Source organism: Actinotalea sp. Marseille-Q4924 (assembly GCF_916618755.1).
Classification (GTDB): Bacteria; Actinomycetota; Actinomycetes; order Actinomycetales; family Cellulomonadaceae; genus Actinotalea.
Map to the genome: position 1 here is coordinate 522,251 of NZ_CAKAKB010000003.1, position 15,706 is coordinate 537,956.

General features: G+C 74.0%; 12 protein-coding genes and 1 tRNA gene. 8 read left to right on the plus strand and 5 right to left on the minus strand.

Annotated elements, in window-relative coordinates; all coding sequences use genetic code 11:
• Positions 1 to 50: 50 nt before the first annotated feature.
• Positions 51 to 1,301, plus strand: coding sequence for an SPFH domain-containing protein (locus LG379_RS09115; protein WP_225754244.1), 1,251 nt, complete (start codon positions 51 to 53; stop codon positions 1,299 to 1,301).
• Between the two features lie 69 nt (positions 1,302 to 1,370).
• Positions 1,371 to 2,279 carry an RNA methyltransferase gene (locus tag LG379_RS09120; RefSeq protein WP_225754245.1) on the plus strand — a complete coding sequence of 303 codons (909 nt, stop codon included), beginning with the start codon at positions 1,371 to 1,373 and terminating at the stop codon, positions 2,277 to 2,279.
• 9 nt (positions 2,280 to 2,288) lie between these two features.
• On the opposite strand, the gene LG379_RS09125 is transcribed toward LG379_RS09120, so the two are convergent.
• Positions 2,289 to 2,837 (minus strand): YbaK/EbsC family protein, encoded by a 549-nt coding sequence (locus tag LG379_RS09125; protein ID WP_225754246.1) that lies wholly within the window; start codon positions 2,835 to 2,837, stop codon positions 2,289 to 2,291.
• Positions 2,838 to 2,844: 7 nt separating this feature from the next.
• Positions 2,845 to 3,375: a YbhB/YbcL family Raf kinase inhibitor-like protein gene (locus LG379_RS09130; RefSeq protein WP_225754247.1), complete on the minus strand. Its 531-nt coding sequence runs from the start codon at positions 3,373 to 3,375 to the stop codon at positions 2,845 to 2,847.
• Positions 3,376 to 3,687: 312 nt separating this feature from the next.
• Between LG379_RS09130 and LG379_RS09135 the strand changes: the two genes are divergently transcribed.
• The 3 genes from LG379_RS09135 to LG379_RS09145 are packed head-to-tail and all read left to right on the plus strand — an operon-like array spanning position 3,688 to position 9,513.
• Positions 3,688 to 4,497 carry a hypothetical protein gene (locus LG379_RS09135; protein WP_225754248.1) on the plus strand — a complete coding sequence of 270 codons (810 nt, stop codon included), beginning with the start codon at positions 3,688 to 3,690 and terminating at the stop codon, positions 4,495 to 4,497.
• Positions 4,494 to 6,119, plus strand: coding sequence for a DNA polymerase Y family protein (locus LG379_RS09140; protein ID WP_225754249.1), 1,626 nt, complete (start codon positions 4,494 to 4,496; stop codon positions 6,117 to 6,119). Before LG379_RS09135 ends, LG379_RS09140 begins: the two co-directional genes overlap by 4 nt.
• Positions 6,112 to 9,513 carry an error-prone DNA polymerase gene (locus tag LG379_RS09145; RefSeq protein WP_225754250.1) on the plus strand — a complete coding sequence of 1,134 codons (3,402 nt, stop codon included), beginning with the start codon at positions 6,112 to 6,114 and terminating at the stop codon, positions 9,511 to 9,513. The genes LG379_RS09140 and LG379_RS09145 overlap by 8 nt, the downstream gene beginning before the upstream one ends.
• A 38-nt stretch (positions 9,514 to 9,551) precedes the next feature.
• Here LG379_RS09145 and LG379_RS09150 read toward each other — a convergent pair whose 3' ends face one another.
• A complete protein-coding gene (locus tag LG379_RS09150; RefSeq protein WP_225754251.1) occupies positions 9,552 to 10,838 on the minus strand; it encodes an AI-2E family transporter in 1,287 nt (428 codons plus the stop codon).
• 135 nt (positions 10,839 to 10,973) lie between these two features.
• Between LG379_RS09150 and LG379_RS09155 the strand changes: the two genes are divergently transcribed.
• A tRNA-Leu gene (locus LG379_RS09155) sits at positions 10,974 to 11,057 on the plus strand.
• Positions 11,058 to 11,350: 293 nt separating this feature from the next.
• Here the strand turns inward: LG379_RS09155 and LG379_RS09160 are convergent.
• The gene (locus LG379_RS09160) at positions 11,351 to 11,776 is read right to left on the minus strand and encodes a hypothetical protein (protein ID WP_225754252.1); all 426 of its coding nucleotides are present in this window, start codon (positions 11,774 to 11,776) and stop codon (positions 11,351 to 11,353) included.
• Between the two features lie 468 nt (positions 11,777 to 12,244).
• Positions 12,245 to 13,786, minus strand: a complete 1,542-nt coding sequence (locus LG379_RS09165) for an SDR family NAD(P)-dependent oxidoreductase (protein ID WP_225754253.1) — start codon at positions 13,784 to 13,786, stop codon at positions 12,245 to 12,247.
• A gap of 433 nt (positions 13,787 to 14,219) precedes the next feature.
• Here LG379_RS09165 and LG379_RS09170 point away from each other — a divergent pair, with 433 nt between their 5' ends.
• Both LG379_RS09170 and LG379_RS09175 read left to right on the plus strand, forming a co-directional pair.
• Positions 14,220 to 14,984, plus strand: a complete 765-nt coding sequence (locus tag LG379_RS09170; RefSeq protein ID WP_225754254.1) for a CHRD domain-containing protein — start codon at positions 14,220 to 14,222, stop codon at positions 14,982 to 14,984.
• On the plus strand, positions 14,984 to 15,703 hold the full coding sequence (locus LG379_RS09175; RefSeq protein ID WP_225754255.1) for a class F sortase: 720 nt from the start codon (positions 14,984 to 14,986) through the stop codon (positions 15,701 to 15,703). Before LG379_RS09170 ends, LG379_RS09175 begins: the two co-directional genes overlap by 1 nt.
• Positions 15,704 to 15,706: the final 3 nt, after the last annotated feature.

The window sequence follows — 15,706 nt, forward strand, 5'->3', positions numbered from 1 at the left end:
ACGGCGCGGCCCGCGCGCACCAGCCGAGCTCGTCGACGACCGGAGAGAACATGATCGAGAGTCCCACCATCAGCGCCAACCAGCTCGTGCTCGTGCTCGTCCTCGGCCTGGTGGCCCTGTTCGTCGTCGTCACGCTCGTCCGGGCCGTCCGGATCGTGCCGCAGGCGACGGCGCTGCTCATCGAGCGGCTCGGCCGCTACTCGCGGACGCTCGACGCCGGCCTGCACGTGCTGGTGCCCTTCATCGACCGCGTGCGGGCCCGGGTGGACCTGCGCGAGCAGGTCGTGTCCTTCCCGCCGCAGCCGGTGATCACGTCGGACAACCTCGTCGTGAGCATCGACACGGTCATCTACTTCCAGGTCACGGACCCCAAGTCCGCCGTGTACGAGATCGCCAACTACATCACCGGCATCGAGCAGCTCACCGTCACCACCCTGCGCAACGTTGTCGGGTCCATGGACCTTGAGCAGACCCTGACCAGCCGCGACCAGATCAACGGCCAGCTCCGCGGCGTCCTGGACGAGGCGACCGGTCGCTGGGGCGTGCGCGTCAACCGGGTCGAGCTCAAGTCGATCGACCCGCCGCAGTCCATCCAGGGCTCGATGGAGCAGCAGATGCGCGCCGAGCGCGACCGCCGCGCCGCGATCCTGACGGCCGAGGGTGTCAAGCAGTCCCAGATCCTCACGGCGGAGGGTGAGAAGCAGGCGGCGATCCTGCGCGCCGAGGGCTCTGCGCAGGCCGCCGTCCTCAACGCCGAGGGCGAGGCCCGCGCCATCCTCCAGGTCTTCGACGCGATCCACCGCGGCGACGCCGACCCCAAGCTGCTCGCGTACCAGTACCTCCAGATGCTCCCGGAGGTCTCCCGGACGCAGTCGAACAAGGTGTGGTTCATCCCCACCGAGTTCACCGCGGCGCTGAGCGCCATCACCAAGGGGTTCGGAGGGGCCGGGGACGGACCGGACCTGAGCTCCGGTCGGCCGCCGGGCGTCTCGCCGGTCACCCGTGAGGACCTCGGCCCGTCGGCCCTCGTGGACCCGGCGGAGGCCCTCGCCGAGGCGCGTCGTGAGTCGCGGGCCGCGACGAGCGAGGCGACGACCGTCACGAGACCGACGGCCCGCGCGGCCACGCGGGAGGCGCAGCCCGCCGAGCGGCCGGCGCCGGTGCAGTCCTTCGAGCCGCGCCCGCAGGACGGGCCGCCCCCGGCGCAGTCGTTCCAGCCGCGCCCGCAGGACGGTCCAGCCCCGGAGCAGTCGTTCGAGCCGCGCCCGCAGGACGGGCCGCCTCCGCCGCCGGCGTCCTGAGTCCGTCGTCGAGGGCCGGCCCGCGCACCGCGGGCCGGCCCTCGGCGCGTCAGCGGGCATGATGTCGGCGTGCTGACGCCCGAGGTGATCCCGCTCGACGACCCGCAGGACCCCCGGCTCGCCGACTACGTGTCGCTCACCGACGTCGCCCTGCGGTCCCGGCACGAGCCGGCGAAGGGCCTGTACATCGCGGAGAGCTCGACCGTCCTGGGCCGGGCGCTGGCCGCCGGGCACCGCCCGCGCTCGGTCCTCGTCTCCCCGCGCTGGCTGGCGGACCTCACGGACATGCTGGCCCGAGCCGTCGTCGGCCCGGGAGGGCGGGAGCAGGCGGCCGACGACGCCTCCGCGGTCCCCGTCTACGTCGCCGAGCCGGAGGTGCTCGAGGCGATCACGGGGTTCCACGTGCACCGCGGTGCCCTCGCCGCGATGCACCGCCCCCCGCTGCGGTCCGTCGCGGAGGTGCTCGCCGCCGCGCGGGGCGGTACCGGCGCGCGGCGGGTGGCGGTCCTGGAGGACGTCGTGGACCACACCAACGTGGGGGCGGCGTTCCGGAGCGCCGCCGCGCTCGGCGTCGACGCCGTCCTGGTGACGCCGCGCTGCGCGGACCCGCTCTACCGCCGGTCGGTGCGTGTCTCGATGGGGACCGTCTTCCAGGTGCCGTGGACGCGGGTGGACCCGTGGCCGGAGGGCGTCCGGATGCTGCGGGAGGCGGGGTTCGTCACCGCGGCCCTGGCGCTGACCCAGGACGCGGTGCCCCTCGACCATCTGGAGCTGCACCCGCCGGAGCGCCTGGCGCTGGTGCTCGGCACCGAAGGGGACGGGCTGCGGCCCTCCACGGTGGCCGCGGCCGACCTGGTCGTGCGGATCCCCATGGCGGGAGCCGTGGACTCGCTCAACGTCGCGGCCGCGGCCGCCGTCGCGTTCTGGGCGACACGGGTGCGGGACGCGTCCGGGGGAGCGGAGCAGGGGACTGCGTGAACGGAGCGACTACCCCAGAGCCATCCCGTCGACGACCTCGACGCCCGGCATGGCGGCGAGCAGCTCACCCGGGAGCTCGATCTTGGAGTGCCGGACGCCGCTGCCGATGATGACGTCCCCGGCCAGGGGCACCCGGCCGTCGACGAGCACCCGCCAGTCCTGCGGCAGGCCGATCGGCGTGATCCCGCCGTACTCCATCGCCGAGCCCTCGACGGCGCGGTCCGTCGGCAGGAACGACGCCTTGCGCACGTCGAGCAGCCGCTTCACGGCGTTGTTGACGTCGGCCCGCGTCGTCGCGAGCACGACGCACGCCGCCACGCGCTGCTCGCCGCCGCGGCGTCCGGCCACGACCACGCAGTTCGCCGAGAGGTCGAGGGGCAGCGCGTAGGCCGCGCTGAGCGCCGCGGTGTCGGCCAGGCCCGGGTCGATCTCCGCGACCATGACCTGCTCCGCCACCCGGGGGTCCGTGGCCGCCCAGGCGTGGAGCGCGGCTGCGGTGGGAGCGGCCAGCAGGTCGGGCCTGCCCAGCGCGGGGGACCAGGTCAGATGAGCTGTCACCGGCCGGTCAGCGCGCGTAGGTGGGGGTCAGGGTGGCCCGGGCCAGCGTGTGGAACAGCGCCTGGAAGGCGACGACGGTCGGCGTCGTCGCGGCCTCCACGTCGAGCCGTTCCACGTCGAGGGCGTGGACGGCGAAGACGTAGCGGTGCGGCTTGTCGCCGGCCGGGGGGGCCGCGCCCATGAAGCCGACCTCGCCGCCGTCGTTCCGGGTCTGGACGGCCTCGGGCGGGAGGTGGTCGCTGCCGGGTTCGCCGGCATCCGTGGGCAGCGCCGTCGTGCTCACGGGGAGGTTGGCGACGGTCCAGTGCCAGAAGCCCGCAGGGGTCGGGGCGTCGGGGTCGAAGCAGGAGACGACGAAGCTGCGGGTGCCCTCGGGGAAGCCGGACCAGGCCAGGTGCGGGGAGGTGCTGCCGCCCTCGGCGGTGAAGGTGTGGGCGAGCGGCTGCCCGTCCTGGACGTCGCGGCTGGTCAGGGAGAAGGTCCCGACCTGCGGCAGCAGGGAGTACGGCTCGGGGGCGTCGGGCCGGGTCAGGTCCATGGGTCCTCCGTGTCGACGGTCGGGTGCGTCCGTGCCCCGGGTGTCGGGCCGGTCCCGGGAACACCGATCATCATGCCCGCGACGGCTGACATGCACACCCCGCGGGCGGCGCGTGGCGGGTGCTCGGTGCCGGACGGGGAGCGGTGCGGCCGTCCGGGTGAGCGCGTCGCCCGGACACGCCGGAGCGGTTTGACAGGCCGTCGCCGTGGACGTGTACTGGAGAGCCGAGTTCGAACAGGTGTTCGAGCATGGTCGACAGGCGTGGCATGCGTCCGTCGACCCCCGGCGGTGCAGGCGGACTCGAGGAGCGGCATGGGTGCGGTGGGTGTGGTGGCCACCGGTGCGCCGACGGCGGACCGTGCCGCGATCGCGCGATCCGTCCTCCGCCTGGCGGAGGAGAGCACAGGTGCCGCCCGGTTCACGAGGGGGCCCGGTGCGCTCCCTGCGCCCCGCACGGGTGCGGCCGTCGACCAGCCCGTCCCCGCGGCGACGGTCGACCCCGAGGCGTCCGCGCGGCTGCTGCCCGTCCCGGCGGGCCTGGGTGCGCTCCTGCCGGAGGGTGCCCTGCGGCGCGGCTCGACGGTGGTGGTCGCCGGGTCGACCTCGTTGGTGCTGGGCCTGCTCGCCGACGTGTCGCGGTCCGGAGGCTGGGTCGCGCTCGTGGGGCTGCCGGACGCGGGTGTCCTCGCCGCCCACCAGCTCGGCCTGGAGCTGGACCGCGTCGCGCTCGTGCCTGCCCCCGGCCCCGAGGCGGCGACAGCCGTGGCGGCGCTGCTGGACGGCGTGGACGCGGTCGTCGTCGGACCGGGGGCGGCGCTGACGGACGCGGACCGGCGCCGGCTCAGCGCCCGGGCGCGGGAACGGTCCGCGGTCCTGCTGCCCACGTCGCCGTGGCCGGGCGCGCACGTCGTCCTCACCGCCGAGGGGTCCCGCTGGGAGGGGCTGGGCCGGGGCAGCGGGCGCCTGCGCAGCCGGGCGCTCGCGGTCCGCCGGGACGGGCGCGGCGCGTCGGGTCGGACCACCGTCCTCGACGTGGACGTCCCCGCGATGCCGCACCCGTGGGCCACCCCGGCCACCACCGAACCCACCCCGTGGACGTCCGACCGCCGGTGGGCGGGATGACCGTGTCGTCGCCGGAGCGGGTCGCGGCGGTCTGGGTCCCGGACTGGCCGGTGCTGGCGGCCATGACGCTCGCCGAGGTCCCCGCCGACCGGCCGGCCGCCGTTCACGACGGTCGTCGGCTGACGGCCGTGTCCGCGGTCGCCCGGGCACAGGGGGTGCGGCGGGGCATGCGTCGTCGGCACGCCCAGGAGACCTGCCCGGAGGTGGTGCTCCTGGCGGCGGACCCGGGACGGGACGTGCGGCTGCTCGAGCCGGTGGTCGAGGCGGTCGAGGGCGTCGTCGCCGGCGTCGAGGTGGCCCGTCCCGGTCTGCTCCTCCTGCCCGCCGCGGGGGCCGGCCGCTACCACGGCTCGGAGGAGGCCCTGGCCGAGCAGCTCGTCGAGGCCGTCGCCCGCGCGGGGTACGAGGCGCAGGTGGGGGTCGCGGACGGGGTGGGGGCCGCGGTGCTCGCCGCCCGGGCGGCCCGCCTGCTGCCGGTGGGCACGGCCGCGACGTTCCTCGCCCCGCTGGCGATCGGCGAGCTCGTCCACGTCGCGACCGAGGAGGAGGTGGTCGCCCGCATCCCGGGGCTCGTGGACCTCCTGGGCCGGCTGGGCCTACGGACCCTCGGCGACCTCGCCCGGCTGCCGCGCGAGGACGTCCTGGCCCGGTTCGGGGAGCTCGGGGTCTGGGCGCACCGGGTGGCGTCGGGCCGTGACGACCGGCCGACGGCGGTCCGCCGGCCCGAGGAGGACGTCGTCGTGGAGGAGGACCTGGACCCGCCGGTCGAACGGCTGGAGGCCACCGCCTTCGTGGCGCGGCGTCTTGCCGAGGCGCTGCACACCCGCCTGGTCGAGCGCGGCGCCGGCTGCGGGCGGCTCGAGATCGTCGCCCGGACCGAGGCGGGTCAGGACCTGGTCCGGGCGTGGCGCACGGACACGGCCCTGGGCGGGCTGTCGGTCGGCCGGATCACCGACCGCGTCCGCTGGCAGCTCGAGGGCTGGCTCGGCCGGGGCACGACCGGACGCGCCCCCGGCTCGTCCCTGGGGCTGGACCCGGAGCCGGCGGGCCTGGTGCACCTGTCCCTGCGCGCCGAGGAGGTCGTCCCCGTCGGCGCGGAGCAGGGCAGGCTGTGGGGGGACCCCAGCGGTGCCGACCGCCGGGCGCAGCGGGCGCTGCACCGCGTCCAGGGCCTGCTGGGGGCGGACGCGGTGCTCGCCGCCGTCGTGCAGGGCGGACGGGACCTGCGCGACCAGGTGCACCTGGTCCCGTGGGGCGAGGACGTGCCGCCCGCGCGGACGACGACGGCGCCGTGGCCAGGCAGGCTCCCGCCGCCCGCCCCGGCGACGGTGCTGACCGAGCCGGCCGACGTCGACGTGCGGGCGTCGGACGGTGCCCGGGTGGGGGTCAGCGCCCGACTCGAGCTGAGCGGGGAGCCGGCGACGCTCACGCTCGACGAGCCCGGCGGGACCGTCGTCCGCCGGGGGGTCCTGGCGTGGGCCGGGCCCTGGCCGGTCGTGCAGCGGTGGTGGGTGCCGGGCGCCGACCGGGCTGCCTACCTCCAGGTCCTCACCGACGACGGGGCAGGGCTGCTCCTCTGCCTACGGGACGGGCGCTGGCGGCTGGAGGCGCGGTATGACTGACCAGCGCTACGCCGAGCTGCACGCCCACTCGGCGTTCAGCTTCCTCGACGGGGCCAGCCAGCCGGAGGAGCTCGTCCAGGAGGCGGCCCGGCTGGGGCTGTCCGCCATGGCGATCACCGACCACGACGGGCTGTACGGCGTCGTGCGGTTCGCCCAGGCGGCGCGTGCCGCCGGGGTGCGGACGGTGTTCGGCGCCGAGCTGCACCTGCCCGACCCGGCCGGGGTGCTGGACCCACCCACCGGGTCCCCGGACCCGCGGGCCACGCACCTGCTCGTCCTGGCCCGCGGTCCCGACGGGTACCGGGCGCTGTCCCGGGCCATCGCGGAGGCACACCTGGCGACCGGCACCAAGGGCGCCGCCGACTACCGCCTCGAGGCCCTCGCCGAGGCCGCCGCGGGGCGCTGGCTCGTGCTCACCGGATGCCGCAAGGGCGCCGTCCGACAGGCGCTCGAGGGCCGGCGCCGACCAGCCGCGACGTGGGACCTCGACGCCGCCCGGGTCGAGCTCGACCGGCTCACCGTGCTGTTCGGCCGGGACAACGTCGCCGTCGAGGTGACCGACCACGGCGACCCGTGGGACTCCGAGCGCGCCGACGCCCTCGCGGAGCTCGCCGCCCGGGCCGGGCTCCCGCTCGTCGCCACCGGGAACGTCCACCACGCGCGCCCGGCCGACGCCGACCTCGCCGCGGCCCTCGCCGCCGTCCGCGCACGCAGCAGCCTGGACGACGTCGACGGCTGGCTGCCCGCCGCGGGACGTCACCTGCGCTCACCGGCGGAGATGGCGCGCCACCACCGGCGGCACCCGCACGCCGTCGGGACCGCTGCGGCGCTCGCGGACGAGTGCGCCTTCGACCTCGCCCTCGTGGCGCCGAGCCTGCCGCCGTACCCGGTGCCGCCCGGCCACGACGAGGCGAGCTGGCTGCGCGAGCTCGTCCGGCGCGGCGCGCAGGACCGCTACGGGCCACCGGGCCAGGAACGGGTCGCCGGTGCCTGGGCGCAGGTCGAGCACGAGCTCGACGTCATCGAGTCGCTCGGCTTCCCGGGGTACTTCCTCATCGTCCACGACCTCGTCGACTTCTGCCGTCGTCGGGGGATCCTGTGCCAGGGACGCGGCTCGGCCGCGAACTCCGCCGTGTGCTACGCGCTGGGGGTCACCGCGGTCGACGCGGTGCGTCACGGGCTGCTGTTCGAGCGGTTCCTCGCGCCCGAGCGCGACGGCCCCCCGGACATCGACGTGGACATCGAGTCGATGCGCCGCGAGGAGGTCATCCAGTACGTCTACGAGCGGTTCGGCCGGGCGCACGCCGCCCAGGTCGCCAACGTCATCTCCTACCGGCCGCGCTCGGCGGTGCGCGACGCCGCGCGCGCCCTGGGGCACGACGTCGGTCAGCAGGACGCGTGGAGCAAGAGCATCGAGCGCTGGGGGACGCTCAAGGGCACGGAGCCGAGCAGCAGCTGGCACCACCTGCAGAAGGCCCCGACGGTCGGCCCCGGCGGCGTCCCGGCCACCGGCCGGGCCGCGGCCTCGTCCGGCGGGGCCGGCACCGGGTCGGTCTGGGGCAGCTCGGACTCCCACGACGTCGTGCCGCGGCACCTGCCGCAGACGGCGTCCGACCTCGCGGAGATCCCCGAGCAGGTCATCGACCTCGCCGACCGGTTCCTGCGCTTGCCGCGCCACCTCGGCATCCACTCCGGCGGCATGGTCATGTGCGACCGGCCCGTCATCGAGGTGTGCCCGGTGGAGTGGGCGCGCATGCCCGGGCGCACGGTCCTGCAGTGGGACAAGGACGACTGCGCGGACGCCGGCCTGGTGAAGTTCGACCTGCTGGGCCTGGGGATGCTGTCCGCGCTCCGGATCGGCTTCGAGCTCGTCGCCGAGCACGAGGGCGTCCGGCTCGGCCTGCACTCGCTGCCGCAGGAGGACCCGGCCGTGTACGACCTGCTGTGCGCGGCGGACACGGTCGGCGTCTTCCAGGTGGAGTCCCGCGCGCAGATGGCGACGCTGCCGCGCCTGCAGCCGCGGTGCTTCTACGACATCGTCGTCGAGGTCGCGCTCATCCGGCCCGGCCCGATCCAGGGCGGGTCCGTCCACCCGTACATCAACCGGGTGCGGGGGCGGGAGCCCGTGACGTTCCTGCACCCGCTGCTGGAGAAGTCGCTCGGCAAGACCCAGGGCGTGCCGCTGTTCCAGGAGCAGCTCATGCAGATGGCCATCGACGTCGCGGGGTTCACCGGCGCCGAGGCCGATCAGCTGCGGCGGGCGATGGGGTCCAAGCGGTCGACCGAGCGGATGGAGGCGCTGCGCGGCCGCCTCCTGGCCGGCATGGCCGAGCGGGGGATCGGCCCGGACGTGCAGGAGAAGATCTACGACAAGCTCAAGGCCTTCGCGGACTTCGGGTTCCCGGAGTCCCACGCCTTCTCCTTCGCCTATCTCGTGTACGCGAGCTCCTGGCTCAAGGTCCACCACCCGTCGGCGTTCTACGCCGGGCTGCTCGCCGCCCAGCCGATGGGCTTCTACTCCCCGCAGTCCCTCGTCGCCGACGCCCGGCACCACGGGGTCACGGTGCTGCGCCCGGACGTGCAGCGCTCGGGGGTGCAGGCGGGTCTGGAACGTCTCCCCGACGACGCCGCGGAGCGGTCGGGCGTCCAGGCGCCACCTCCGCCCTGCACCGCACCGGCACCGGACCTCGACCTGGCGGTGCGGCTCGGCCTGGCGTCGGTCCGCGGGGTGGGGGAGGACCTGGCGACCACGCTGGTCCAGGAGCGGACCGCTCACGGACCGTTCGTCGGACTCCGTGACCTCGTCCGCCGTGTCCGCCTGAGCACCGCCCACCTCGAGGCGCTCGCGACCGCCGGAGCGCTGGAGGGGCTCGGGGTGACGCGACGGGAGGGCCTGTGGGCGGCGGGTGCGCTCGCGCAGGAGGGTCCGGACACGCTGCCGGGCGTCAGCGTCGGTGTCGAGGCGCCCACGCTGCCCGGCATGAGCGCGGTGGAGGAGGCCATGGCGGACGTGTGGGCCACGGGCATCTCCCCGGAGTCGTACCCCACGCAGTACGTCCGTGAGGGCCTGGACGCCGCGGGGGTCCTGCGGGTCGCCGACGTCATGCGGCACGAGGCGGGGCGTCGCATCGCCGCAGCGGGGGTGGTGACGCACCGCCAACGCCCCGGGACCGCCCAGGGTGTGACGTTCCTGTCCCTGGAGGACGAGACGGGCCTGCTCAACGTCATCTGCTCGGCGGGGCTGTGGCGGCGGTTCCGCACCGTGGCGCGCGGGTCCGCCGCCCTCGTCGTCCGCGGGACGGTCGAGCGGGCTGACGGCGCCACGAACCTCGTCGCCGAGCACCTCGCGCCGCTGTCGCTCAAGGTGCCGGCGACCTCCCGCGACTTCCGCTGAGCCCCTGCCCGCATGAAGCAGCCGGAGGTCCGGGCCCCTCAGCTCCGTGACGGGTCAGGTCGCCCGTCGACGGCGAGCTGAGCCGTCTGCCGGTCCTCCGTGTCCTCGTCGTCCGTGTCGTCGTCCTCGAGGTGGTCGAAGTCCGTCGGGGGGTCGGCGTGCCGCAGACGGGAGAAGACCGCCCACGCGACCGCCACCAGCGGGACTGCGATGACCGCCCCCAGGATCCCGGCGACGATGGTCCCCGCCGTCACCGACAGCGCCACCGCGACGGGGTGCAGCGACACCTGCTTGCCCATGACGAGCGGGGTGAGCACGTGACCCTCGAACTGACCGATGAGCGCGATGCCGACACCGACGAGGATCGCGTTGACGACCCCGTTGGTCGCCAGCGCGACGATCATCGCGACGAGCATGGCCAGGGGAGCGCCGATGAGCGGGATGAACGCCCCGATGAAGACCAGCACCGCCAGGGGTGCGGCGAGGGGCACGCCGAGCAGCAGCAGGATGATGAGGGCGAGCGCGCCGTCGGCCGCGGCGACGATCACCGTGCCGCGGGTGTAGCCGGAGAACGTGTACCAGGCGACGTCGCCACCGCTGAGCCAGGTCTCGCGGACCCGCAGCGGCAGCTGGTTGAGGAACCAGTGCCACATCTCCTCGCCGCGGGTCAGGAAGAACACCGTGCAGAAGGTGGCGAGCGCGAGGGCCGAGAAGACGAGACCGACGGAGCCCGCACCGGTCCACACCCGTCCGGCGACCTCGGAGCTGTTCTCCTCCAGCCACTGCTGACCGGTGGCGAGCCACGCCTCGACGTCCTCCGTGGTCACGCGGAGGTGGAGCGGGCTGTCCTCGAGGAACTGGAAGATCGTCGCGATGCCGTCGTTGAACTGCTCCGCGAGGTTCTGCCACTGCCCGGCCACCGAGAGGCCGACGTAGGTGAACACGCCCGCGACGGAGAGCAGCGAGAGCACCAGGGAGATCGCCGTCGCGAGGCCGCGGGGCATGATCCGGCTCAGCGCCCGGACCAGCGGACGCAGCACGGCGGTGAAGACGAGCGCGACGAAGACCGCGATGAAGACGAAGAGCACCTTGGACGTGGCCCAGAACACGAGGGCGACCGCGGCGACGACGACGAGCGTCCGCCAGGACCAGCCGGCCACCACGCGCAGCCAGTGCGGGGCGGTCTCCTCGAAGCCGACGACGCTCGGGTTGCGGCGTACCCCGGCGACCTTCTTCGCGGCCGGACCGGCGGCGTTGAGGTGCTTGACCGAGGCCTTCGGGCGCTCGACGGCGTCGGCCGACGCCGTGACGTCGTGCTCCGTCATGACACCTCCTCGGCGAGGGTGTGGGAGCCCCCTGGCGGCCAGTCTGCCGCAGGTCATCGATGCGGGAGCGGTCGAAACTCCGTGCTATGTTTGGCGCCGCCCCGAGGGCTCCGAGAGGACTCGCGGAGGCCACCTGTCCGGGTGGCGGAATGGCAGACGCGCTAGCTTGAGGTGCTAGTGCCCGTATAGGGCGTGGGGGTTCAAGTCCCCCTCCGGACACTCGTTGAGACAGCGACGACAAGGCCCCTGACCAGCGGACACGCTGGCCGGGGGCCTTTCGCTTGCTCCAGCGAGCGCGGTGTGGGTGCTCCGTTCCGAGCACGGCGTCGCAGCACCGAACAGGGAGAAGACGCCGGTCGGGGGTTGAGTCCCTCCGGACGCCCGCACAGAGCGCTCTGGGGAAACCTCGGTGTCTGGAGGGGTGGGGTCTGGCTCCCCTCCGGACATCCGGACCTATCGATCCTTGGAGTGCTCGGTGCCTGTGCCGGCCCGCTGCGACGCGAGGTCGCAGCTCACAGCAGTCCGCGGCTCTCGCACTCGCTGTTGTCGACCAGGGTCTCAGTCGCGCCCTCGACGAAGTAGCACCGTTCCTCGTCCCACTCGTCCAGGATCTCGTCGCCGCCCGTCATCGACGGCTCCTCGTTGCCTCGCTGTGTCGTGACTGTCGTGTACCGGATCGTGATGAACTGCTCGAGCTCGCCCCGGTAGAACACCGTGCCTTCCTCCGGGTCCCGGTAGCTGAAGACGCCAAGGCTCTCGTCATAGGTGATGACGACGGTGCAGATGCGATATCCCTTGTCGGTCGAGAAGGTGCCACCATCGGCCAGGCATGTGTTCCGGCTGATGTGGTCGGCAGCTCCGGCTGGACCTGCGCCGGAGACGAGCAGCGCGGTGGAGGTTGCGCCGACGAGAGCAAGACGAACGAGACGACCGGTCATGGACCTTGTCCTTATCCAGCGTGGCGTGGGTGGGGGGATGCGAACATCAACGCCCTGCCGGATCACAAGGCAAGCGCGGCGCGTTCGCGTGCCTCGCCCTCGCGCTTCGGGGGCGCGACGGCGGTCGTTCCTGCGAGCCGGGGCCGTTCGCCATGCATGAGATGGCCGTGTGGCTCCCGACGACACCGGTGGTAGGGACGCGACGCCACACTCGATCGGGACGCTCACGTCGCGGTGGGCCGGCACGGCACAGATCAGGCGCTTCATCGCGACCGTCCTTACGCGTGCGGTGGTACCGACGCTCCTCCGACACGGGACGTACGTCAATGGATCCAGGTGTCGTGTGTGGGAGGTCCTGGCTACCTCAAGACGGGCAGTGCACCAACTCCCTCGACGAGAGCAGGGATCGCGGTGGGCTGGAACGCGAGCATCAGCAGGGTGGCTCCTGGCGAGCCGCCCGCCCGAGGACTACCAGGCGGCCTTGACGTAGTCCTTGAGGAAGCAGCCGTACAGGTCCTCGCCGGCCTCGCCACGCACGATGGGGTCGTAGACGCGAGCGGCGCCGTCGACGAGGTCCAGAGGTGCGTGGAACCCCTCCTCCGCGAGCCGCACCTTGGTGAAGTGGGGTCGCTCGTCGGTGATCCATCCCGTGTCGACGGCCGTCATGAGGATGCCGTCGGCGGCCATGTCCGCCGCGCTCGTGCGGGTCAGCATGTTGAGGGCGGCCTTGCTCATGTTGGTGTGCGGGTGGCCCGGTCCCTTGTAGCCGCGGGAGAACACGCCCTCCATCGCCGACACGTTGACGACGTACGTCCGTCGGGCCGGGGAGGCCTTGAGCGCGGGCCGCAACCGGCTGATCAGGATGAACGGCGCCGTCTGGTTGCACAGCTGGACCTCGAGCAGCTCCATCGGGTCCACCTGCTCCACCGTGGCCACCCAGCTGTTCGTGCGCTCCTCGTCCGGCACCAGCCCGCCGGCGTCGATCGCGGTGCCCGCGACGAGACGCTCGAGCGCGGCGGCGTCGGCCGTGAGCGCCTGCAGCGCGAGGTCCTCGGCGGCGGCGACCTGGGCGGCGCGCTCGATGGCCAGCGCCGGGCTGGTGAGCGCGGTGACGGAGCCGGCGAGCGCGCGGGGGTGGGCGTCGCTGGTGTGCCCGTAGGTCGTGACGAGCGGCTCGAGGCCCGGGGCCAGAGGCGTCAGCTCGGCCTCGACGAGCCGCGAGTACGCGCGCGGGGACCGCCGCACGGTCTGGGCCGCGTTGTTGATGAGGACGTCGAGCGGCCCGGCGGACGCGACGTCGTCGGCGAGGGCGACCACCTGGGACGGGTCGCGCAGGTCGATGCCGACGATCTTCAGCCGGTGCAGCCAGTCCGCGGCGTCGTCCATGGCGGCGAACCGCCGGGCGGCGTCCTTGGGGAACCGCGTCGTGATGGTCAGGTGCGCGCCGTCGCGCAGGAGACGCAGGGCGATGTACATGCCGATCTTCGCCCGGCCGCCGGTGAGCAGCGCACGGCGCCCCGTGAGGTCGGTGCGGGCCTCGCGCTTGGTGTGGTTGAGGTCGGCACACGCGGGGCAGAGCTGGTGGTAGAAGGCGTCGACGGTCGTGTAGGGCTGCTTGCAGACGTAGCACGGGCGGGGCTTGAGCAGCTCGCCGGCGGTGGCGCCGGTGACGGAGGAGACGAGCGGGATGCCGCGGGTCTCGTCGTCGATGCGGCCGCGGCTGCCCGTGGCCGTCGCCTCGATGACGGCCCGGTCGGCGGCGTCGACCGCCTGCCGCTTCGTCGTCCGACGGTGCTTCTTCGCCGCCTTGAACAGGCCCGAGGCCGCGCGCCGCGCAACGGCGTGGTCGGGGTGGTCCTGCGGCAGGGCAGCCACCTGGTCGACCACGCGCAGGAAGACGGCCAGGTCTGCGGCGTCGATGCCGGGCACGCGGGCCTGCGTCGACTCCTCCGACGGCGGACCGTCCGTCGCGTGTGCCGCGGCGGCCGAGGGAGCGGTGGGCGCGTTCATGCGGAGCCTGCCTGCGGGGAAGAGGAGTGCCCACGGACCGCAGGCCGGTCCACTGTACGGGAGCGACTCCCCGCGCCGGCTCCCGCGCATCCCGGCACGACGCCTGCTCGCCCCGGGGCGGCGAGGCGGCGACCCACGAGGCAGGGAGCGTCGGCGACGCCCGCGACAGTCTCAGGTGCAGTTCCCGGCTTCCCCGCATATCACGTCGCAGCCTCCCGGTGCTCTCTGCGGCGCCCCCTAGTTCACGTCGCGTTGAAGTGTGGTGTACCGCAGGTGACCGAGTGCCTCCTTCGGGGTGGATCGAGTCAAGACCTGCTGTAGCGGACGTCATCGAAATCTCCACCCATCCGCATGCCGCCGGGCTCCGAACGACACATGTCAGGAAGTTTCCGAGTTGGGGCGCCCTCACCGGGTGCCCGGTATTGGAGTTCTCATGCGTATCCGTCACAAGATCGTCACAGTCGCCTTCGGCGCTGCCGTGGTCCTTCCCCTCGGTGCGGGGTCGGCGTTCGCCGCCGACGCCGACACGAACGCCCAGCTCGCCCCGGTCGCCCTCAACGGCGTCGAGGGCAGCGGCACCGCCATGGTGAAGGTCGAGGGCACCATGCTCACGGTCACCATGGCCGCCAGCGGCCTCCTCGCCGACTCGCCGCACGCCGCGCACATCCACTTTGGTGCCGACGCCCGCAACGAGTGCCCGACCGCGGCCGACGACGCATCCGCCGACGGCACGCTCAACACGACCGAGGGTGGCCCCGCGTACGGCGGCATCGTCGTCTCGCTGACCAAGACCGGTGACACCAGCCCGGACAGCGGCCTGGCCGTCGACCGGTTCGACACCGCGCCCGGCGGCGAGCTCACCTACGAGCGCGGCAGCATCGAGGTCGCCCCCGAGGTCGCCGACGCGATCTCGTCCGGCAAGGCGGCCGTGGTCATCCACGGCGTCGACCACAACGACAGCGGCGCCTACGACGGCGACGTGATGTCCGACCTCGACCCGTCCCTGCCCACCGAGGCCACGGACCCGGCCCTGTGCGGCGTCCTCATGGCGGCTCCGGCCGGTGGCGTCGCGACCGGCGCCGGCGGCGCCGCCTCCGCCGGCACCGACCAGGGCCTCCTGATGGCCGGTGGCGCCCTGCTGCTCGCCGCTGCGGGCACCGGTGCCTTCGCCGCCCGTCGCGCGACCGCCAAGGTCTGATGACCACCAGCTCACGGCTCGACGGCCGCCACCGCGTCTTCGCGGTGGCGGCCGTCGGGCTGGCCCTGGTCGGGATCCTGGTCCTCGTCCTCGCCTTCCGCGGGCAGGGCGGGCCTCCCCAGCCCTCCAGCCAGCCGGTGGCCGCCGCCGACGCCACCGACCAGCCCGCGACCGAGCGCGCTGACAAGAGCACCGGACCGGCTGAGGCCGAGGAGGAGCGCGAGGCCCAGACGGCTGCACAGGCCCTGGACTTCGGTCCCGTGATGGCGGGCTCCACGCCCGTGGGCCTGGAGATCCCGGCGATCGGGCTGACGACGGACGTGCTCGTGCCGCTGACCGTCGGGGCCGACGGGATCCTGCCCGCGCCGGTCGACTACGCCACCGCCGGGTGGCACACCCGGGGACCGACGCCCGGCCAGTTCGGGCCGGCCGTGATCGCCGGCCACGTCGACGGACCGGACGGTCCAGCGATCTTCTACCGGCTCGGCGAGCTGGTCGCGGGCGACATCGTGAGCGTCACCCGGGAGGACGGCTCCGTCGCGCGGTTCACCGTCGACTCCGTCGGTCGGTACCCGAAGGCCGAGTTCCCCACCTCCGAGGTCTACGGCAACACGACGGACAGGGCGGAGCTCCGCCTCATCACCTGCGGTGGGGCCTTCGACCGGACGACCGGCCACTACGTGGACAACATCGTGGTCTTCGGTCACCTGACCCCCTGACGG